A 24016-nucleotide genomic window follows, 5' to 3' on the forward strand; every position below is an offset into this window, starting at 1 on the left:
AAAATAGAAAACCCCACTTCGCAAGTGAGGTACGCAACTTCAGGCATTGCGATTGGAAGAACAAGTCTCTCGCCATATCCTTCACCCTTTGGGTGATGATTTAGGGTACAAAGGTACTGATTTTCCCATAAGCAAACAAAAGAAGACGAGAAAGAGATGATTTTACTAAAATAGAAGACGATTTTCATACCTCTAAAAAGGATTCGCATTTACATTTGTCCTCTAAATATAAATACGGAAATACATGAAAACTCTATCTTATCACCACTTTATTTTTCTGTTGGCTGGACTTCTTTTTGCAAGTGCCGTAAATGCCCAAATAGCCTATATGCACGGTTCTACTTATGAAGAACGCAGTCATTCACTCATCGACCAGATGTTACAGACCCAACCGGTGGCCAACGGTAATATAAAATATGTGTCGCCTTTCTACTTCGCCCGCTTATGGCGTGACTATGAAAAGGAAAAAGCCATAGAAAAACTAACCGAAATGTATCAATACCAGTTGGAACATGTGAAAGCGTTCTATAACTCCGGTTCCGATATGGATTTCTTTGCCCATGCCACCATGCACGGCTACATGCTCACCAAAGAAAAAATGCCGGATTCGCTGCGAGAAAAGATTAAAGCCTTTATGGAAATAGGTAAATATACCAGAGATAACGGTACGCTGAATATGAAACTCATGCATCAGACCAGCGGATTGCTCTGCGCCGAAGAATGGCCTGACTTTACAGATGCCGACGGCAAAACCTCTGTCCAGCTAAAAGAATTTCTGCATGACAGAATCGTACATACATTAAAGCAATTCATCACTCATAACTGTCCTGAAGCAGATGCTTTTACCTATCTGGGAACCAATCTTCAATATATCAGGATGCTTGCCGAGTTCTCTAAAAATGAAGAGATACGTAAAAGTGCTTTAGCAGCTTACCACCATATTGTGGCACAATTGCTGTTACCCTGGAATCAAGGCCTGTATTGTGCCAACCCTCCCCGTTGTAAAGGTTGGAAGAACTTATATACAGGTAATTTGAGCACCGGCGTACAGATCGTTCAGCTAACCTGGTTATTCTACGGTAGCCCCGATGAGCGTATCATCCTCCGTGAAGCTGCAAACAGAGACAATTTCGGCTGTTTCAACTTCTGGCTGGCCTACGAACGTACTGTAAAACCACTCCCTTTCCTACAAGCTCTGAATAACTCGAAAAGTTATCCTTACGATTTCAAAGCTTTACGGATAGACAGCAAGCATTACTATTGCCGCTACACTTATCAAAGTCCGAATTACGGTTTATCCACCCAGACAGTGGAAGCTTTTCCTGATAAACTGAAAGATTTCCAATACACCTACGCATTTAAAGAGACTAAGAACATACATCTTGTCTGGCAATCGGATAATTCGGAAGCATCCGTATTCAGTGTGTGCCACGATAACCCCGAACGCCCTCAGATTTATCAGACACACTCCAACAAGCTGGGGTATGGGGAGAATCCTTATCACCGTGTCTTCGGATACGAAAAAAGTGCCATTGGCGTATATAATGTTACAGAAAACTATATGAATATCCCCCATTTCTATCAGATGTACGTACCATTCAGCCGCAAAGGCATAAAAAAGAGAATGGTGAAGAAGATCAACGGATTGCAATGGATATTGTGTCACACAGGTTCCATGATGTTCGCTTTCGCTACTCCGGAAGAATGGGCTTTTGAAATTTCCGGCGGCAAGTATGATATAAAAGCACACGATGTTCTCATTCTTAAAGACAAGAAGCGTCGCAGAGGCTCCTGGGTATTGGAAACGACTGAAATCACCGAACAATACAAAGATGCCCGAAGAGATATGAAAGCTGAACTGGAGAATTTAGCCAATGATATTCGCGAAAAGGTAAAGTTTAACTGTTCCGGTGACTATGAAACGAGTGAAACTCCGGGAATTTCATATACCAACCTACAGGGACACACACTGGAACTGACATTCTTTTCCCCTGAAACAGCCTATAACGGACAGTATAAACTGAATGGAAATCCTGTAAAACTGAATACCGAATACATATCTCAAAGCAAGTATATGGAGCAAAAAGCCAATAGTAACGTACTCCTGTTCCACACCCCGGAAGGTACAAAAAGCTGGGAATTGGAATAACGTACCAAAGCTGGGGAAAACGGTCGTTTGAGACCTTTTTTATAGGTTTTGAAACGATTTTCCATATCCCTTCCTAGCCCATCGGCTACTTTTGCGAATGAAAAACAAACTTGCTTTATGCATATTTAAAGAAATTAATAGTATCTAAAAAATTTAATTTATGGAAAACAGAATCACACTCTCAAAACGTGTGGAAGGAAAATCCCGACTTTGGGTGACTTTACTCCTTCTATGCTTCTGTAATTTTACTTGGGCACAAGTAAAAGTTACCGGTGTTGTAACAGACCCGTCGGGTGAAGCCATTATCGGTGCCAACATCGTAGAAAAAGGTGTACCGGGAAACGGTACAATCAGCGACATTGACGGAAACTTTACCTTAAATGTAAAAAGCAACAAGGCCACAGTAACCATCTCTTTCATTGGCTACAAAGACAAAACAGTAGCCCTCAACGGGAGTACAAATTTGAAAGTAACATTAGAAGAAGATTCTCAGTCATTGGACGAGGTAGTGGTAGTGGGGTACGGCTCCGTAAAGAAAAGTAATCTGACGACTTCCGTATCCAAGATGACCTCCGAAGCCATTGAAGGACGTCCGGTCACAAATCTGAGTGACGCCCTCTCCGGTCAGTTGGCCGGTGTGCAAACTCAGACCAGCAGTGGTATTCCGGGTGAAGAAATGCAGATTACCGTACGTGGTGTCAGCTCTATCAACGGTTCTTCCAATCCCCTCATTGTAGTGGATGGAGTCATCACCGAAAATATGAGCAATGTGAACCCTTCCGACGTAGCATCTATCCAAGTATTGAAAGATGCGGCAGCCACTTCTATCTATGGTGCACGCGGTTCTGCCGGTGTAATCCTGATTGAGACCAAACAGGCTCAGAAAGGTGCTCCCGTCGTTAAATGGGAATCATACTTAGGTTTCCAGAACGCCGTGGGCCTGCCCGAAATGATGTCTCCTAAAGAATGGATGGCATACAACCTGTATCTGAAAAATGCGATGTGGCTGCAAAAAGACGGCAACAATACACTGGATACCCCCAATAAAGACCGTCCGAGCGGTGACCGCGTAAACCCGGACTGGTTGTTGAACCCTAATTCCGACACAGCCGACTGGACATTGCGTTCCGACCTTCCTCAGACAGATTGGATTGACGCCATTCTCCAGACCGCTTTCACCCACAGTCACCAGGTATCGGTTTCCAGCAAAGGCGACAAATATTCTATCTATGCCTCTGCCGGATACCTGAACCAGGAAGGTATCGTAAAACATACCGGATACGAACGTTTCAACTTCCGTATCAACGCTTCCATGAACATTAACAAGCACATCAAAGCCGGTGTGAATTTTGCTCCTACCATTTCCTCACAAGACAGAGGTGAATCTGAAGGTAAGGATAAAGTCATCATGACTGCCCTGACCATGATTCCTACTATCGGTATCAACGAAGGTACCCGCTCGTTAGGCTTCAGCAAATTCAGAAAGGATGACGTTAACCCATACGAACGCCTCAGACAAGTTACCGACAGCAGAAATATCAAGAACTTCGATGTTGCATCATGGGTGGAGGCGAATATCATCAAAGGACTGACGTTCAAGTCTATGTTCAACTATAGTTCTGAAAACCGCATCGATGAATATTTCCTCCCGCTCGACGTGCAGAAAATGTCTGTCAAGAGCGCTACTGCTTCAAGCAAAGTGATCTCCGGCAGTCGTACCGGATGGCAGAATACACTGAGCTATGACTTTACTCTCTGGAAAAAACATCAGATGAATGTATTGTTAGGACAAAGTATAGAAAACCGCAGCATCTATACTGCCGATATGAAAGCTACCGACTTCCCGTTGGATAACGTTCCGACCTTGAACCAAGGTGCCACTCCAAGTCAGGCCAGTACCCTGAAGAACATCGTTCGCACAGCTTCTCTTTTCGGTCGTTTAAGCTACAATTATGATGATAAATACTTAGTATCTGCATCCATGCGTCGTGACGGTTCTTCCCGTTTCGGTCCTTCCAATCGCTGGGCTACTTTCCCCTCCGTATCCGCCGGATGGAAAATCAACAGTGAAGAATTTATGAAAGATGTAGAGTTCATCTCTCTGTTAAAGCTCCGTGCTTCCTGGGGTATGTCCGGTAACGATCGTATCGGCTACAGTGACTATGTTTCTACTTTCACTACCGGAAATGTCGCTTACGGAAATACTTCACAAATAGCCATCTATCCGACTAACTATGCCAACTCAGATTTGAAATGGGAAACGACCAAAGCATTCGACTTTGGTTTCGACCTCTCCCTATTCAAAAACCGCATACAGTTGAACGTAGACTATTACATTAACCGCACGGACGACTTGCTGTATAATTTGCAGCTCCCCGCCGCTACCGGCTTCAACAGTATGCGCACAAATCTGGCTTCCATTGAGAACCGTGGTTGGGAAATTGACCTGACAACAACCAATATCAATACAAGATCATTCAAATGGTCAAGCACACTAAACCTTTCCGGAAACAAGAACAAGGTACTGGATTTAGGTGGAAACGATGAAATCATCACCGATGCATGGAACGCACAGTTCATCACAAAAGTAGGAGGTCCTATTTCTCAATTCTATACTTACCTCACAGACGGTCTGCTAACGGAAGCTGACTTCGAAGTAGGCGCTGACGGGCGTTATAATCCCAACAAACCATTGGTTCCTACCGTAAAAGGTAAAAAGCAGAGACCCGGTAACGTGAAATACGTAGACGTTGACGGAAGTGGTTCTATCGACAATGACGACAGAGTAGCTTACGGTTCAAATGAACCTGACGTGATGTTCGGTTTCACCAACAGATTTACTTATAAGGACTTCGAGTTGAGCATATTCCTGCGCGGACAGATTGGCGGTAATGTACTTTGGATTGGTGCCCGTAACCTGGATACCGGTGGTAAATATGGTGCCAACAACACACTGAGAAGATGGTTGCACTGCTACAAAGAAGATTATCCGAACGGCAACCCCATTCCTACTGAACTGGGTGTAGATATGTCATGGGATGGGAAAACACCGACTCCTTACGGTTTGGGTGACAACTCCGAGCAGGACGGACAATTACACAGAACAGATTTGGAAATCTTTGACGCAACCTTCTTACGTATTCAGAATGTCAGCCTGGCCTACAATATGCCCAAGAAATGGCTGAATGCCCTGGGAATCAAAGCAGCCAAAATTTACGGAACAGTAGAAAACCTGCATACCTTTACCGATTATGTCGGCAACCCGGATACCAATAGCTATAGTACCAATCCGATGCTCAGAGGTGCAGATTACAATACTTATCCGCTGTCAAGAAAATATATATTTGGTGTAAACGTAACCTTTTAATCAGTAACGATCATGAAAATAATAACTAAAATAGTAGCCGTATGTTGTTTGTGGGGGCTATCCTCCTGCGACAGCTATCTGGACGTCAACCAACCGTCTATTTACACAGACCAGAGCTTATACAAGACTCCTGCTGATTGTGAAGCCTCCATTGCCGGAGTTTACTCACAACTACAGACTGTCTATAATCGTAACTATCTGGAAGCAATCGTATTGAGGGAAGACGCTATTAAAAACATGAACAATAACATCACCCGCTTCACGGATACTTCTACCGAAAAGACCTGGGAAACCGCATGGAAATCGCTCTGGGTACTGGTATCACGCAGCAATAAGATATTGGACAACATCAACCGGGTAGACTTCTCTGATGAAGATCAGAAAAATCATATCAAAGGCGAGGCTTATGCCATGCGCGGACTAGCCTATCTGCAATTCGCCTGGTGTTGGGGAGGTTCTCCACTTATCACTACGGACCTTTCATTGGCCGAATTGCGTAAAGTGAAACGTTCTTCACAGGAAGAGACTTACCAGCAAGCAATCAAGGACTTCGAACTGGCTTATGACCTGCTTCCCGAAAAAAGAAGCGGCACAGAAGTGGGACGTATCACCAAATATGCAATGGCCGGTATGCTGGGACGTACTTACCTGTATATGCATAATCCTGCAAAGGCAGTAGAATGGTTGAAGCTGATAATTGCCAAAGAACCCGCTTTATATAAAATGGCCGACAACTATGAAGATTGTTTCGATGATAAATTCGACAACACATCCGAACGTGTCTGGGAAGTGCAATACATGGGCGGTTCCACCGGTAAAGCTTTGGGTATCAGCCAAACGTTCAACAGTATGTTGCTCGCTTCCAGTATCAATCTTGAAAAGGATGCTCCGTTCCTTCATAATGTAACGTTCAAAGGTCCTTCCGGTACCGCCCAGGTTTCCGAGTCCATCTGGGGTGAAGGTGTTTACGAAGAAGGCGATATCCGCCGGGCCGCTACCATGGTGAATAACCTTTATTACGATAAAGATTACCAGCATGCTGACACTTACACAGCCCGTAAGTTCCTGAAAGCAACGCAGACGAAACCCGGTTCTTATGACGAATGGGGTAATAACATCTCTATTCTGCGTTACACGGATGTCAAACTGATGTATGCCGAAGCTCTGAATGAAGTGGGCTATGCAGAGAATATCACTACAATCTTATCCATCATTAACGAAGTGCGCAAAAGAGCCGGTCTGGAAGCCATTGATGCTACCAGACTGAACAGTAAGCAAGCTACATTCGATTACATCGTTCACGAACGTTTTATCGAGTTCTGTTACGAAGGACTTCGTTGGCCCGACCTGATTCGTTGGGGGCTTGCCGAAGAAGCAATGGAGAAACACTTCTCTCTCAAAAACGAAGGTTTCAACACAGCTACCCAAACACCGATGTATGTAATGGAAAAACGTAATCTGCTGGCACCGATTCCACAATCTGAAATCAATGCCTATGGTGACGGAACAATCATGTGGCAAAATCCCGAATATTAAAATTCTGTCATAGAACAAAGAGAGTATATGTATGTTGGGCAAGCCGGAAAATCCGGTTTGCCCACTCTCTTATTAATAAACTCTATCAAAAGAAATCCAATATGATACAGAAATTGTCTGCCTCCATTTTTCTTTGCCTTTGGGGAATTATTTCAGTGTATGGAAACCTGTATCCAGCAATAGACAAAGATCCGTTGTCCATAGCCGTCGAAGCCTTTGACAACCAGACCTACCCATACAGTAAAGAACGCATCCAGAAGGAAATTCAAAACCGCAATGTCCGTTGGACCACCCACCTGATGAGCGCTGCCGGTACTTTCTATGAAGCTACCGGACAGAAACGATTTCTGAACATGTCCGAAGAGATTTTCCGGTATGCCGTCACCGCCTGGGAAAAGGACGAACAACTGATGCGGGGACGAGATGATTTCTTCTCTACCCGCAACGTGGCAGCCACCTACAAATTACTTAAAAAAGAAAGACGCCTGAAAGGAAACGAAGCCCGGGAAATTGTGATCCGTTTTGCCGACCTGCACTTCGAGCCTCATTTCATCACCGATCATAATCAGGGACAGGAACGTGCTTTAGGCTTCACCAGAATGTATAACTTGTTTCCGGATGCTCCCAATGCAAACCAGTGGAAAGCCTATACAGATACTATGTGGAATTTCTGGTATGCCAATAAGGATGTAGACGAAACCGCTACTTTATATTCAGCCATCCACTTAAATGACATTATCACCATCGCACAAGAAAGTGGACGGGTCGAATTGCTACAGACTCCCGAAATAGAACAATGGTTTTCACGCTATCTTCATCAGCAAGCTCCCAGCGGTTACATGCCGGAATATGGAGATGACTTCTTCTTTGCCTATTTTGAATGGATCGTAGTCTTTGAAAAGATGGCTCGCTTGACTGGTAATGCAACCTATCAGGAAGCTGCCCGCAAATTATATAAAACAGGACTTCCTAATTTACCCGAAAAATATACTAAACGAGGCTGGTTTCTACGGGATGCCTGTGAATGGGCCTCGATTGCGGAAATAACCCTGTTACCGCCATTTATTCCAAAGACTTCTATCCCGGATTGGGGTGGCATGGTGACAACACGCACCAACCGGGAAGGACAAGGTGGTATACCGGACCAGTTATTGCTAACGGCTTCACACGTTCCGGGTACTCCTTTTGTCATGAGTGATCTTTATGCCGAAGGTTCTCACAAACATCCGAATCTGCGCGGAACCATCAATTATTTTGAAACCGACTGTTGCCCGCACTTTCACGGCGTGCAACGTCATGCTACGGATATGCGTCATGGCAACACCGTGATCCTGATGAAAGAAAAAAGCAATGGTTTCCCTTTCGGTGAAGGCTCCAACCGCTGGCTGACCAACCGTTGGTTTACAGACTGGATTGACTTCAGCTCAACCACACATATATCAAAAAGTGATCCGCAAATGAGGGGATTTCAAAACATCACTTTCCGTTTTCAGAATGGACAGCCGGGCGAAGTGATCTGCATTGATAAGGTTCGGTTACGAGGTAAGGCCGGAGAAAAGATTCTGCATGATTGCAACACATTGGATGCATGGGGAGACGGTGTAGAACTTGCAGACAATGAGAAAGGTGGAAAGATGATACGTATTACTTTGAAAGATAACGGCATTCATTTTATTAATCTGAAAGTGGCGGCAGATTTCAGTCTGAATGAGTACCGATACATTGGTTGCGACTGGAAACATTACACGACTGACGGCAGAATCAAGTCTCCCATGAGTTTCAAGATTAGAGCCTACAACAAGATCAGAAAACCGGTAGAAGACTATGTACATGAAGAAGTAGGTGTGCTGTTCAATCCCAATATCGTGCGGACAGCCAAAGTTGTGAATAAAGATAAAGACTCATACGCTGAAGTGATTCTGGATAATCACTGTGTCGATGGTTCCACCCTGCAACGACGCATGGTATTGACAGCTGAAGGTATTCTGATATTACAGGATCATCTGATTCCCGGAGAAGATACCGAAGGATATACGGCAGGTAGTATCTGGCAGTTGTATCAAATGGATGAACGGGGTGAAAACTGGTTCAGTACTCACGGAGGGAAAAAAATATATAGGGATACCCCAAACGCAGGTCAACCGTGGAAAGACGCATCCGGTAACGAAATAGAGAAAAGGCAATTACTAGTCTATTTTGAAAAGCAACCCGACTGCAGTTACGGATTTCAGAAACAAGAATATACAATACAGCCCACCACAGTCTTCTCCAAGCAACGTGTTACTCCATTCGAGCCTTTGACATTTGTTACCGTAATCGTGCCCTACAGCATAAAGAAAAAGGCCGTTGATATCGTACAGTCTTTATCTACACGAACTCTGGATGGATGCAGCACCGTTCAAATAAAAAACAACAAGGAAGAAATCACCATTCAAATAGACATGAAAGGGAATTGGAATGTATTCCGTAAATAACCATATAAAAAGCGTTTATGCTTGTATGAATTGCATGTTTTGCATTATCTTTAGGGGCTCAATTTATAACTTGAATTTTATGTTTCCGAAGATAATGCAGAATATCACAAAGCATCTATTTATCTTGTCCATACTCTCATTAGGGTATATTAGCGCATCGGCACAGAACATCACGCTGAATAGCTATTCTGTAAAGGATGGATTATCAAACAGCACTGTAAAAGCTATCTGCCAGGACGATAAAGGTTACATTTGGATTGGTACCAAAAATGGGTTAAACCGATTAGACGGTTACGAAATAAAGAACTATTATCACCTGCCAGGCAAAGAAGTCAAGCAGCCTAACGATATAGTGAGTATTACGCAACTATCGGACGGTCTCTTCTGGATCGGTACCTTCAGCGGAATCGTTCTCTTCGATCCCATGCAGGAAAAGTTTATCGATTTACAGGAACGGTATGCGGGGAAAGAATTTCCCTCGTCCGTGGTTGTAGGCCTGCACGAAGATCCCAAGAAAAACATCTGGGTAGCTACCAAACAAGGATTATATGTTTTCAAAAGCGACGGAACGTGTTCATATGTGAAAGATATGCGTGATACCTATATTCACATGATGGCTGCCGCGAGCCCGTATGCCCTGTTGCTGGATGTGGTGAATCAGGGGCTGGCACTTTATGACGTAAGGACCGAGCGTTACAAGATATTACACAAAAATGAAAAGCGTTTCTCCTTAATGAAAGGATTTACAGATAGCAAAGGACGCATCTGGCTGGGAGAAGAGCTAAAGAATTTCTATCAATATTTTCCTAAAGAAGAAGAAATCAAGCCTATCTCATACACGGTTCATCCGGATGTTCCGATAGAAAGTAATTACATTCATGACATCACAGAATATAATGATTCCACCTTGCTGCTTGCAACCGACCGCGGACTGGTGGCTTATGATATTAAGCACTCTTTCTTTTATACCAAAGTTGATCAACACCTTGCTATAAGCGACCGCCTAATGACAGTCTATAAGGATAATCAAGGAGCATTATGGATAGGAACTTTCGGTCAGGGAGCCATTTATTATCATCCCAAGCTGTTTACTTTTACTCATCATTCTTTAATATCCTCCCCTCAGCAGGCCACCGGAATCCAAGTAGTAGGTTCATTATCCGAATCACAAGGTAAATTATGGATTGGACATAGCAAGGGGCTTATAGCCATGGATGTAAACAATCCGAAGCATATAGAAGAAGTAAATATATCCGGAGGTAATTCTCCCAAACACGATACGGACTTATACTATGTTTACCGGAATTCACCAGACGAGCTCTATCTCTATTTTTTAAATATGGGAGTTTATTCACTCAACTTGAAAACCCGTTCCATAACCAAAGTGATCGCCCCAATGAGTGGTGAAGAACAAATTCGTGCAATGGCAAGAGATGCAGAAAATCGCCTATGGATAGCAGAAGATGACTTGTCTTACTGGGATAAGAATACGCAAAAGCTGGATCGGAATCTATCGACCAACTATAATGCCACTACCCGGTATATGTTGACACAGGATATTCTGCGATATGAAGATGACATGATAGTGGGAGTTCGTACCAATGGTTTATGGATATTCAGGCATCAACCTGAAAATCCCGAACACTATTTTAAAGGTGAACGAACCACATTCGAAGAACTGAATGACAAGAATATAAGTGTACTCTACGAGGATCACGCCAAGAACATCTGGATCGGTACTTATGACAATGGATTATATAAATGTAATCTGGAAAAACAGGAAATACATCATTATAATAAAGATAACGGATTAGTACACAATTCCATTTGTGCCATCCTGGAAGATCGTACCAGCAAGGATATATGGGTATCTGCCATCAACGGATTGTCACAGATCAAACCGGATGGAATCATCGTAAATTTTACGCGTGGCAACGGCTTTCCTTTGAATGAAGTTTCGCACAAGTCACTGTTGCAAGCCAGCAACGGACACATCTATATAGGCGGTAACAACGGACTGGCGGAACTGGACCCGACACGTTTGTCTCATGACAGAAAGACGGCACCTTTGGTACAGATATCCCTGGTGGAGTCACTAAATTCTAAAAATGCACCCGACCATATTGAAATCAATAACTTCAATGAAGGAAACAAGGTTGATCTGCCGTATGATAACTCATCTATACGAATCAAATACTCTGCGCTCGACTTCATCTCCCCCAAGGGATATAAATATGCTTATCAGTTAAAAGGCCTGGATAAAGAGTGGAATTATATTGAAAATAATGAAGTAATATACTCTAATCTTCCGGCAGGTAAGTATATTTTCAGTATTAAGGCATGCAATAACGAAGGAATCTGGAGCACGGTAGAAACAACCATTATCATATCGGTACATCCTGCATTCTGGGCCACCTGGTGGGCAAAGGCCCTCTATATCTTATTCATCATCGTCTTTCTGGCAGTATTAGCACGCTATTTTTATGAAAAGAAAACAGCCAAGTACAAACGCCAAATCGAACAGATAGAAAAAGAGAATATCGAGAAGAACTACCAGATGAGGATTGAGTTATTCACTAATTTCTCTCACGAACTCCGGACACCGCTCACATTGATAACCGGTCCGGTAGACGATATCATCAACGATGAACAGCTTCCTTCGGGTTTAAAATATCCGATGAAACAGATACAAAAGAACGCAAACCGCCTGCTGCTTCTGGTGAACCAGTTGATGGATTTCCGCAAATTAGAACATGGAGCCATGCAACTGAAACTAAGCTGCCTGAATGTACCTGTATTTATTACTGAACAGATTGACAGTTTCTCCGAATTGCTGAACAAGCACGAACTTACCATTTCGTACTCCAACAACTATTATGGAAACAATTTGTGGGTAGATGTAGACCTGATGAGTAAAGTAATGTTTAATCTGCTCTCAAATGCAATAAAGCACTCTTCCAGAGGTGGAAAGATCCAGCTAGAATCCAATATGGAGGAAAACAGCGTTGTTCTTTCCGTAAAAGACTTCGGGGAAGGTATATCTCCTGAAAACCAAAGCAAAGTTTTCGATCCTTTCTTTCAGATAGGAAATGGCAACAAAGGTGGAATGTTCGGCAGTGGCATCGGACTTAATCTGGTGCAATACGTGGTTAAACTGCATTTCGGCAAGATATGGCTGGAAAGTACGCCCGGACAAGGAACGACGTTCTTCATACGCCTGCAACTGGGAAAGGAACACTACGCCAATTCCAATGTTATCTATACTGACCAGGCAATTACTCATACATTGAAAGTAGAAAAAAATAGTGTATTGTCCGTAGAACCGGAATATCACCAGCAAATACCCGAAGATTCTGATAACCGCCTGCGGATTCTGGTAGTAGAAGATGACGAGGATATGCGCCAATACATCGTTTCCAAACTATCCAAGACCTACAATGTGCAGGAAGCTCCTGAAGGAAAAAGTGCCATAAATATAGCCAGAGAGCAGATACCCGATCTGATTATCAGTGATATCATGATGCCCGTAATGGACGGACTGGAACTCTGCCGGGTTATAAAAAATGATATGGCCTTAGCTCATATTCCGGTAGTCTTGCTAACAGCAAAAAGCCTGGAAGAGCATGTAAAAGATGGGTATCAGGCTTTAGCCGACGACTATATATTAAAGCCATTCAATGCGCAAATACTACTGGCTAAAATAGAAAGCCTCATCAAAAACAGAGAAAAACTGAGAGACTTGTTCTGCCAGAAGTTAGAGAGGACAGAAGTTCCGGTAGAGGAAATCACAGTAGAGGACCCATTCATGCAAAAACTGGTAGAATTAATTACAGAAAATGCACAGGATCCGGAATTATCCATGGAAGTTCTATATAATAAATTAGGCATGAGCCGTACACAATTCTTCCGGAAAATTAAGGCGATATCCGATTTATCACCCAACAAACTGATCTTAAATATCCGGATGAAAATGGCTGTGGAAAAATTCCAGTCCGGAGGCATGACCATTGCAGAGGTTGCCTATGAAGTAGGCTTCTCCGATCCGGCTTACTTTAGTAAGGTTTTTAAATCTGTATTCAATCAAACTCCTACCGAATATATCAAGAATATAGGTAAATAATCGGTCGCAGGTCTAAAATACAAGCCTTTGACACTATTTTCATAGTCTGTCAAAGGCTTTTCGCCTAAGTTTGCAAAAAATTCAGGTAAAGTTTATGACCATGAGAAACCACGTGATTACATTATTACTCATACTATTTTTTGCAAATACAGGCTTTGCACAACAGACCATCGTATCCAGGGAGAAGCCGCTGAATTTCTCCCGGAAAGATTGTATAAACCTATCTATATACGACTGGCCCCGCACCCTTTTAAGTTATCCGGTTTACTTTCCGGAAGGAATACAGTCCGAATCGGAGCTTAACCTTTCCGATAATAAGCAGAACTGTTCTGTTCCATTCCAATTATCAAACAAAGTCATTGAAAATGGGAAACTGAAATCTGCCGTTATAAACTTCTTCGCAGAGCTACCAAGCGGAGGGGAATTCGACTATACATTGTATCTTCGGAAAAACAATGCTTCCCGGCAAAGTTCACCCGTTATACTTCAGAAACAGGCGTCAACCTGGCTGATTAGTGACGGAAGCTTCGGTGTGGAAATACCTGCCGGAGGAATCAATCCGGGGCACACAATTCCCGCTCCCATAATCTCCATATTGAACGATCATCAAAAGATAGGCAATAACAAGCTGCACACCGGACAGCGCACCGTAAAAAAGATAGAAACGTCTGTTTTAGAATTAGGCGACTTGTTTATAGAATGTGGAATACATTATATATTAGATAACCAAGCTTCTTATTATGCCAAGGTAAAAGTCATACAAGGTTATCCCTTCGTCATCCTCGACGAACAAATGGAGAATATATCAAACCAAGATGAGGTGTTTATAGATATGGAATGGGATAACTTCTATCCTACGCGCCGTTATGGCAACTGGGACAGACAAAAGGAAATATCAGTAGACGGAGGTTTGCCCATCGACCAACCCATATACACCAACTGGAGCCAGGAAGATCCGCACTGGACAGGAATGGGCTGGATAGAAGAGCCCGATAAGCAAATGTTGTATCGCCTCTTACCCTTCGGAGGAAATTCAACACGTGAACAGGTTCCGGCAATCTCTTTCTGGGAAACTCAGGATGCAGCCAGAGAATTAGGCATATTTGTATATGACCATAATCGCTGGGATGATCAGCAATACGGGATCTGGCAACCCACTCCGGATTTATCTGTATATTTCCGTTATGCCGGTCAGAAATTATATTTCAAGTACCCGCTCCATTCCGGCAGCCGGTCCACGGCCATAACTTTATACACGATTGAAAAGAAACAGGGTATAGTTGACAAATTCAATAAACGCATTGACGAAATAGCAGTCAAGGGTGGTGCAGACCATTCGGATGAAATGGGCTTCCGCTACGCTATGCTATTACACCGCCAGTATGCGCTATTAAATTTAAATAAGGTGAAAGATTGGATTCTGGAGTATCCGGTACATGCAAAGCATCCGGATACTCCCTTTACAGGGAAAACAGGCTCACCCACTGCCGAACAATTCTATCAGCAGATAATAACCTCTCCAATGGCTTATTATATGACAGGCTTAAATGGATTTCCCGGCATTCATTCCATTTCTCACCGCCCGCTTTTCGGTAGCTGGATAGAAGATTACCTAGCACTTTACAAACAACTGACCACAGAACAAAAGAAGACCGTAGACGGCCTGATGCTCATATCCGCCTACATCAATACACTGGAAGCGATGAATACCATTCGCACTTCATTAGCAGGAACCGCTAATATGGCAGCAGACGGCTGGGCAGTACCGGGGCAGATGTCTTTCCTCTACCCCGAACACCCGATGGCCAAAGAATGGGCGGATTTCTTTGAAAAAACACTGGAAATATACGGTATCTTCTATACACGTCCTGAAGTAAAAGCCTTCGAATCCAAAGGCGGACGTTGGGTAGAAAGCCTGGGTATCTATAATTGGGCTTTCTTACGTCCTACCTCAGCCACCAATATCGCACTAAAAGAGTTCGATGGCAAAAATCGTTTTGCCGGAAAATACATGGCGCAACGGGGACACTGGATGTTGGACATGATGACCGCTCCCATTCAATACAATGAAAAGATGGAAAGAAGTTATCCGCCCCATGGTGCTCACGGAGGGGGACGGATTGTTCCACGCTATTGCTCCGTTTACCAGTTAGCAGACTGGATGCAATACTACGATCCACTCTTAGCCGAAAATCTATATTGGACCGGCAAGATGGGTCCGGGTGTTGAAACCAAAGATACACACACCAATTGGGGGGATGTCCATCAGAAACAATACCCTACCCATAACATGGGAACCAATCCGCATTTAAGAAGCACGAAATATACCGGACACGGCATTGTTCTGCGTGCAGGAGTAGACACAGACGAAGAATTGTCCATTCACTTAAACCAAGTGGATAAAGGCCCTAACTATCGTTGGGGGCATCAGGGACAAGGCAACTCCGGCGGACTTTACTTCTATGCAAAAGGTAAAATATATACGGGGCATGAAAACGAAGTGGTAGGCGACCATGTACAAAATAACCTGGATGGCATCACTAACTTCGGAGTAATGAAAAATGGAGCTTTCTGTAACATCGGAATGAACGAACTTGTGGCTCCACTTTATGACCTGGATATAGTGCAGCTGGCAGAACTTCGTTCCGCTAAAGGAAAAGACAGTTTTGCCTGGCCGGAATATTTATCACGCAGCATCCTACTAGTAGGTACAGACTACTTCCTACTCTACGACCAGACCGGAACGAACTGGAGAGCAGGTGCCCGTTTCTCTTGGTTCGTTCAGAAAGAAGATGAATTTCCACAAATCGTTTTCTTTGGCAAAAAAGCACGCCCGGATCATTGGACTAAAGGAGAAACCAATAATTCCAAAGGTTTCTACCGGGATGCGGACGGTTCGCTACTGACATTGGTTTCACACAAGAAAGGAGATATCAACGTTCTACATGGGAAAGTAGTGAACCCGGCTTTGTTGGCCCATACAAGCATTTACGAATTTGTGTCCGAGCAAAAAAATGCACCATCTAATATATTGTATATCAAAGCTCCTCACAGTACCGATGTTATCTTCCGTGATGGAACAGGAATAAGCCATCAGTCCGAAAAGGAATCATTCACCGGAGAGGTCGGTGTAATCCGCCGGATGGATAATGGAACCTTGCAACTTGCTTTAATGAAGGGTACACTCCTTTCTGCCGATGGTTTTTCGATTGAATTGTCGGACGCCGGTACGGCAATTGCCATGACCCGCACAAACGCCAACACTTGCAAAGGACGCTATAAGAGTGATGGAAAAGCTAGGTTAACCCTAAAAGGAATGTCCGGCGGAAAATTATATATCGACGGTATCGCACAACAGGGAACAAGCAATATCTCTTTACCCGCAGGAGAGCATCACATAGAGTTTGCACGTGAAGCAATTCCAATGCAAACAGATATTATCGACACAGAATATACTCCTAATGGTACCCTTATTTATCTGGATATACCTGCATCAGCCAAAAAGGTAAAAATAGAAACATCACGGGACAATGGGCAAACATGGACGGAGGTAGGCACAACCACCCGGTCAATATACAAACTTGCTCCGCAACCTGCCGGGAAGATACATGTACGAGCTCTGTCCGTAAATGGAAAACATACGGCCGTCTTTGCCCAAGAGTATCCGGTTTATACCACTAACCAAGCACCACATTACCCGGAAGGTCTGCACCTGAATTTAGGCAAGGGGAAGGTAGACTTATCATGGGGAAAAGTATTAGGTGCACAGAAATATCGTATATACCGGAGAAAGGCCGGTGATAAAGATTTCGCACTTATATTTGAAGGTAAAGCTAATCAGTATACAGACATGAAAACAACCGGAGTCATCAAAGCATGCCGATTCCCCGGTAAGTTAGACAATCCGACTCTTGATGCCGGTTCGTTTACAGTCTATGAATATACCGTTACCACTGTGAACGGGTATGGCGAAAGCGTACAGTCTCCTGTTGCCGATACGCATCCGGCATCCTGGGCCAACTGGTATCCGAATACCGAATTGAAATACAAGCGTACCTCTGCATTCTGGATGGAACCTTATGTACCTGCATTCATGACACCCGAGAAATATTATCCGAACTAACAATATAAAAAATACAAGAAAATATGAAAAGTAAACTATTCACAGCAGCATTAGCTGCGTTGATGCTGTCATCTTGTACTCCTAAAGAGAACGGGTACTTTGACAACCTCCCACAAGAAGCCAACCCTATAGAAATCGGGAATAAAATTACGAATCGGTTTCTGGAGCAAGGGCATTCGCAATATGGCAGCCCCTTACGAGTGAACGAACCAAGAACACAAATCACCTATCCGGATGTATGCACTTGGTTGGGAGGACTTTGGTTTGCTCAGGAAACAGATAACAAGGAATTGACAGAACGTCTGAAAGCCCGTTTCGAGCCCTTATTCACCAACGAGGCTTACTTGCAGCCGAAGCCGAATCATGTAGACAATAATGTCTTCGGAGCCGTGCCGCTGGAACTCTACCTGCAAACAGGAGAAGAGCGCTATAAAACATTAGGCATGATGTATGCCGACTCTCAATGGGAATTACCAGCCAACTGGAAACTAAAAGAAGGCGAAGAACGTCAAAGTAGTATGTATGGAGACTTCAAAGATGCCGATATCTGCCAACCGGAACAAAAGGAATGGGCCGACAAAGGTTATTCCTGGCAAACTCGTTTTTGGCTGGACGATATGTATATGATCACCACTATCCAGGCGCAGGCCTATCGGGTAACGAACGACCGTAAATATATAGACAGAGCAGCTCGCGAAATGGTGCTTTACCTGGATTCAATACAGCAAACTTCAGGACTGTTCTATCACGCACCAACAGCTCCCTTCTGCTGGGGACGCGGTAATGGTTGGATGGCAGTCGGTATGTCCGAACTGCTCCGGATGCTTCCGCAAGACAATCCGGACAGAACGGAAATCATGAAAGGATATCTGAAAATGATGGAGAAGCTAAAAGATACGCAGGATGAAAATGGTATGTGGAAACAGGTAGTGGATGATATTTCCATGTGGGAAGAAACTTCCGGTTCGGCCATGTTCGCATACGCCATGATTACAGGTGTCAAGAAAGGTTGGTTACCTGCCGAAGAATACGGACCGGTAGCCCGGAACGCCTGGATAGCTTTAACCAAATATGTAAATGAACAGGGAGATGTGGAAGCCGTATGCGAAGGTACCATGCTGGGAGATAATAGTGAACACTACCGCAACCGTAAAGCTTTAACGGGAGATCTCCATGGACAAGCTCCGGTTTTATGGTGCGCCTATGCATTACTTGCCAAATAAAATCACGTACTTTGCAAAGTAAAAACTAATCTCACAAAACATGAAAAACATAGTATTAATCACCGGATATTCTTTGCTGACAGCCTTTTTCTTGTGCACACCACCACTGTGTGCACAAGAAAAGGTACTCGACCGGATGACACGCAGTGAAGCCCGACAGGAAATCCTCCGACACACCGAAATCAAGGATCATGTTACTTTTTATCATAGTAACGATAAGGATATCTACGTTGTCTATGATCTGGCAAGCTCCGGCAATAAGGAGAAAATGCTTCAAGGCAAAACCATTCTATTAGGTATCCTGGATGCCTTCGAGTCTACCCGGAACCAATCCCGCCCCCTGGAAGTATCTTTCTTTGCCCGCGAGAAATTCTTCGATGCCATACGCATACTTAAAGAAAACAAACTGATGGACGCGGAACTCAGACAACAGTCCGAATCTCTTGTCAGTCAGATGAGTTTCTGTGAAGAACGCGGTCCGAACAACCGGGCAGCAAATTATGCCATGGGAGCACTGGCAGCTGCCAGATTATTTCCGAAACACAAAGATGCCAAATTGTGGAAGGCTTATGCCGAAGCCGTATGGAATGACTGGTATGAACCAGGAGACAGTTATGAACCTGCATATGTAGCCCATAATATTCCCCGCCTGATAGCTTTAGGTGTAAAGCTTGGCAAGCAGAAGGAATTAAAAGGAGATAAACTGAAACAGGTATATTACAAATTCAGAAACCATGTCAGTTCTTCCGGCCTGGTATGTTCTACAGGAGATGGAGAACCGTACGACCAGGAATCCTACGTAAAAGCTTTTGATGCCATTATGGAAGTTTGCCCCGAACCTACTATTTTATGGGCGCTTAAAAAAACGTATCTGGCAGGCAACATGAAAACCGGAAGACTTCCGGAAAAGGCTTTTGAAAAAGCTTATCCCCAATATGCAGGCATGGAAGCCAAAGCCCCGGAACTACAAGCTTCCGTGCAATGCCTCTTCCCTGCCACTTACCAAAGTAAAGATCGTCTGATACTGGCACCTTCACGCAAAGAAGGCGCTCCGTTTGCCCAATTCTGGATTCAGGATGATTGCAATGTCCTCTATCATGGTGGAATTTCCGACACACGTGGCGACCTGATACATTATGAAGTAGACGGCACCATGATCATTGCCGACAGAGGGCGCTATGAATGGCCGGCATGGAACAATACGCTACTGGTTTCCGAACCGGATGCGCAGTATCCTTTCCGTCAGACCACGGGAGTATATTCCGGACGATGGTATCATTCTTCCGCCAATATGCGAGTTACCCGAGGGTATATGCCTTCAAAACGATACACCATCAATTCCCAAAAATCTACCGATGTCCATTATGCACTGACTGACCAGAAGGCTCCTTATGGTTATATGTGGGGAAATCCGGAAGCTGTAGCCGGAAATAACGACCTAATAAACCTGCATGAAATCAGGTTGGAGTTTGCACTACTCCCTACCGAAGGAGAAGAATCAGTCGGTAAGGTATTTCCCGGAAGAACTTGGTTCGGAGGGTATGAAAAACGCAATGTATGCCCTTCGGATGTTCCCGTAGATATTTATATCAGTGACCTGTTCATTGCCGGAGATAAAGGAGAGAAAATACTGGTACCGTTTGATAAACTGACGGACAAGCTATCATTTGGTTTTGTTGCTCCCGACAAGACACAGCAATTCCCTGAAACGGAATTAGCCAAAGAGGATTATGGCATTGTAACCGATGCAGAAACGGGCAAACAAGTATTGCGCATCCGCACGAAGTATGGCCGTACGGTTCTTCGTATTAAAATGAATGAACAGGTTAATGTGAATGAAGATTATAGCCGCATCGGATTATCATATAAATACGTCACTCCCATCAAGGGTTGGACACGAGTACCCATCCTGATAGCCTTCAACGATAACGATATGAAACATAACTTACGCCTAGACCGTCAGCAAGGTGGTATTCTGACTGATGCCAAAGCTGAAAATAAGGCAGCTGACAGTTATGGTTCCGTATCTTATAAAGAAATCTGGACCCACGATTCATCCTGGAAAAGAAGCACTCTTCTGACAGAAGAAGGTTTTCTGATCGTATTGGATGAGTTCCTGCCGGGAAAAGCTGCTGATAAGCTGGTGGCGGGTCCGGTATGGCACGTCCCCTCCACTCCCCGTTGCGGAAATTCGGATGGGGCTACAGCTGACTGGTTTGATGCTTCCCTGCTACATTACCCTGCACAAGCACGGGCTTTCACTGATAAATACGGTGAAGGAGACAAATGTCTGTTTATTGCTTTCGATGCACCGGCAGGATCGGAAAACGGAATTCAGTATCAGCCTAAACATTGGAAGAATGATGATTATGCAGTTTATAGCAAATGTCCGCTGGAGGCCGGAAAAACCACACGTTGGTTATCTGTCCTGGTACCTCATTCCAAAGAAACGAATGCTATCAAGTTATCACAAAACATAAAAATAAAAAATCTGGTAGATAAGGGTTATCAAGTAAATATTCAATGGAAAGAGCAGGGCAAAAGCCCTGTCAAGTTGGAAATAAAGATGGGTAACCGTGACGAATGGGAAGTAATACGCAATTAACAATAGAAGAATCATGAATATAAAATATCATTTCATAGCGAGTTGTTTCGTTCTGTCAGGAGGATTGGCAATGCTGACCGGTTGTAACCCTCCGCAGAGTTTAAAGGAATTTACCGTGGAGAATCCTTTGGATATAAATCGTGAAGACGAAGCACTGGTATTGACACGTGCCCAACTCAATCCGACAGAAAAGCTACTCAAACCTGTGATAACCAACAGACAGGGAGAATATATTCCTTGTCAGCTGGACGACCTCGACGGAGACGGAGAATGGGATGAGTTGGCGTTCGTATATACTTTTTCCCCTTCCGAAAAGACCCGCTTAAAAGTGGAATGGATTGCTCTGGAGAGATATCCGGTATTCGCCCCTCGCACGAATGTCCGCTATGGAAAGATGACCTCCCCCGGAATTATCGAAGAACTGTCCCGGGATGCACACGACAAACACAATCTTCCACGAGGAAGTGAGATGTATCCTTATCAAATGGATGGTCCTGTCTGGGAAAATGATAAAATGGGATTCCGGCAATACTTCGATGGTCGTAACTGTTGCGATGTTTTCGGTAAAAGAATATCTGAAATGGTGCTGGATACAGTGGGAATCAGTCCGGAAGGACATCCGGCAAATACATACCAGGTAGTACGCGAATGGGGATGCGACATTCTGAGTGCAGCCAACTCATTCGGTTTGGGCGGACTTGCCATGCAGACTCCGGATAGCCTGGTACGTATGGGTGTCCCCGCAAGTTATACAGAAGATGTTATCGACTCCACCTACTACGAGCTGGTTACAGAAGGACCGGTCCGCTCCATCATTCGCTTGACATATAAAGGATGGCAAATAGGAAATAACAAGATAGATCTTTGCGAAGAAATCAGTATATGGGCAGGAAAATACGGATATGAAAAGAGAATCAGCACCACTACCCTACCCGGCAATTACTTCCTGGTGACAGGCATTGTCAATAACCTGAATACACAACCTTTCACGGAAGAAGAATATGAAGGAAAACAGTATGCCATGCTCACCCATGACAAACAGACCGTAAACGAAAGCTTCTATTTCGGCATGAGTTTATTGATACCTGGTGACAATCTGGTAGAAACCTTCCACGCACCGGAAGAAAACGCAGATATTATAAAAACCTGGTGCGTCAAAATGAAACCTGACGCAAACGGACTCTACAATTACCGGGCTTATGCAGCCTGGGAGTTGAGAGACAAACAGTTCCGGGAACGGGAGACATTCATCAACCTGATAGCCCATGAGGCATTATGCATCAATCATCCCATTATCATTCAGCTATAGCTATGAGGAAGTTACTGATCAGCTGCCTGCTCTTCTTTGGCGGTTTCATTTCAATCCATAGTCAAGTTTATACAGGAGCTGCCTATTATCCGGAGCATACCGATAAAGAGCAGGTTGAAAAGGATGCACACCTCATGGAGGAAGCGCATTTCAACATAGCCCGAATGGGTGATTTCGCCTGGCATAGTATGGAACCTAAAGACGGAGTCTTTACTCTGGAATGGTTAGACCATGCTATCCGGACACTGTCACAGCGCGGCATACAATCTCTATTATGTACCCCTACTGCCGCCATACCCAAATGGATGCACGATGCACACCCCGACATTATGATCATGGGAGCAGACGGTCAGAGAAAGCCCTATGGACGCCGGCGTCATGCCTGTCTCAACAACGAGGATTACCGCCAATACTGCACTCGCATTACACGCACCTTGGCGGAACGCTATAAAGACAATAAATCCGTCATCGGATTTCAGATAGACAACGAGCTGGCCACCGAAGAGCCCTATTGCTATTGTCCTGAATGCCTGAAAAAATTCCAGTTATGGCTGAAGAAAAAATATCAGACTATAGAAACCTTAAATAAGGCCTGGGGAACCGTCTTCTGGAGCGAAACATTAGATAACTTCGAACAGGTATGGTTACCCCGCAGGATGGATAATCCGGGCATTTATCAGGATTATCAACGGTTTTATTCGGATGTAGCATTGGAATTCTTCCGTATACAGCGGGATGTGGTTAAGGCCGTGGCTCCCGGCATGACAGTGACAACTAATATCGGAGGAAGCGGCTTTGTGACCACCATGAACCTCTATGAACTGGCAGATGAATGCGATGTCCTGTCGTTCGACAATTATCCTGTAAATGTGACTTTGGAACATCTCTATGGGAATGATATCGGACACCCTTTTGATCCTGCCATGACATCTTTTGCCATGCAGATAATACGGGGAGGCAAATCACGGCCTATATGGGTGCCGGAAGCACAGATCGGACGTACGGCCCTTACACAAAAGGAGATTGTAAAAGAGGGATATCCCCGTTTATGGAACCACGTTTATCCGACATTTTTTTTAATGCGTCTTTCTGTCGCATCGGTCGTTTTCG

At 44.1% G+C, this 24016-nt stretch carries 10 protein-coding genes; all 10 read left to right on the forward strand.

What is annotated here, in order from left to right; translation table 11 throughout:
* The first annotated feature begins 244 nt into the window (after positions 1–244).
* Entirely contained in the window at positions 245–2149 is a 1905-nt protein-coding gene (locus DW039_RS17965; RefSeq protein WP_052573212.1) for a hypothetical protein, read from the forward strand.
* Between the two features lie 160 nt (positions 2150–2309).
* Complete coding sequence (locus DW039_RS17970; RefSeq protein ID WP_044468230.1) at positions 2310–5516, forward strand: TonB-dependent receptor; 3207 nt, start codon at positions 2310–2312, stop codon at positions 5514–5516.
* Positions 5517–5528: 12 nt separating this feature from the next.
* Positions 5529–7052, forward strand: a complete 1524-nt coding sequence (locus tag DW039_RS17975; RefSeq protein WP_044468231.1) for a RagB/SusD family nutrient uptake outer membrane protein — start codon at positions 5529–5531, stop codon at positions 7050–7052.
* A gap of 101 nt (positions 7053–7153) precedes the next feature.
* Positions 7154–9526, forward strand: coding sequence for a hypothetical protein (locus DW039_RS17980; RefSeq protein WP_052573214.1), 2373 nt, complete (start codon positions 7154–7156; stop codon positions 9524–9526).
* Between the two features lie 79 nt (positions 9527–9605).
* On the forward strand, positions 9606–13646 hold the full coding sequence (locus DW039_RS17985; RefSeq protein ID WP_052573184.1) for a two-component regulator propeller domain-containing protein: 4041 nt from the start codon (positions 9606–9608) through the stop codon (positions 13644–13646).
* Positions 13647–13746: 100 nt separating this feature from the next.
* Positions 13747–17769 (forward strand): hypothetical protein, encoded by a 4023-nt coding sequence (locus DW039_RS17990; protein ID WP_165853120.1) that lies wholly within the window; start codon positions 13747–13749, stop codon positions 17767–17769.
* A gap of 23 nt (positions 17770–17792) precedes the next feature.
* Positions 17793–18992: a glycoside hydrolase family 105 protein gene (locus DW039_RS17995; protein WP_044467393.1), complete on the forward strand. Its 1200-nt coding sequence runs from the start codon at positions 17793–17795 to the stop codon at positions 18990–18992.
* Between the two features lie 40 nt (positions 18993–19032).
* Entirely contained in the window at positions 19033–21597 is a 2565-nt protein-coding gene (locus tag DW039_RS18000; protein ID WP_117703886.1) for a hypothetical protein, read from the forward strand.
* A gap of 13 nt (positions 21598–21610) precedes the next feature.
* A complete protein-coding gene (locus tag DW039_RS18005) occupies positions 21611–22906 on the forward strand; it encodes a DUF4861 domain-containing protein (protein WP_120382190.1) in 1296 nt (431 codons plus the stop codon).
* Between the two features lie 2 nt (positions 22907–22908).
* The coding region (locus tag DW039_RS18010) for a beta-galactosidase (protein ID WP_207810815.1) at positions 22909–24016 on the forward strand (1108 nt) is incomplete at its 3' end.

This window comes from Bacteroides sp. AF39-16AC (genome assembly GCF_003602735.1).
Lineage (GTDB): Bacteria > Bacteroidota > Bacteroidia > Bacteroidales > Bacteroidaceae > Bacteroides > Bacteroides uniformis.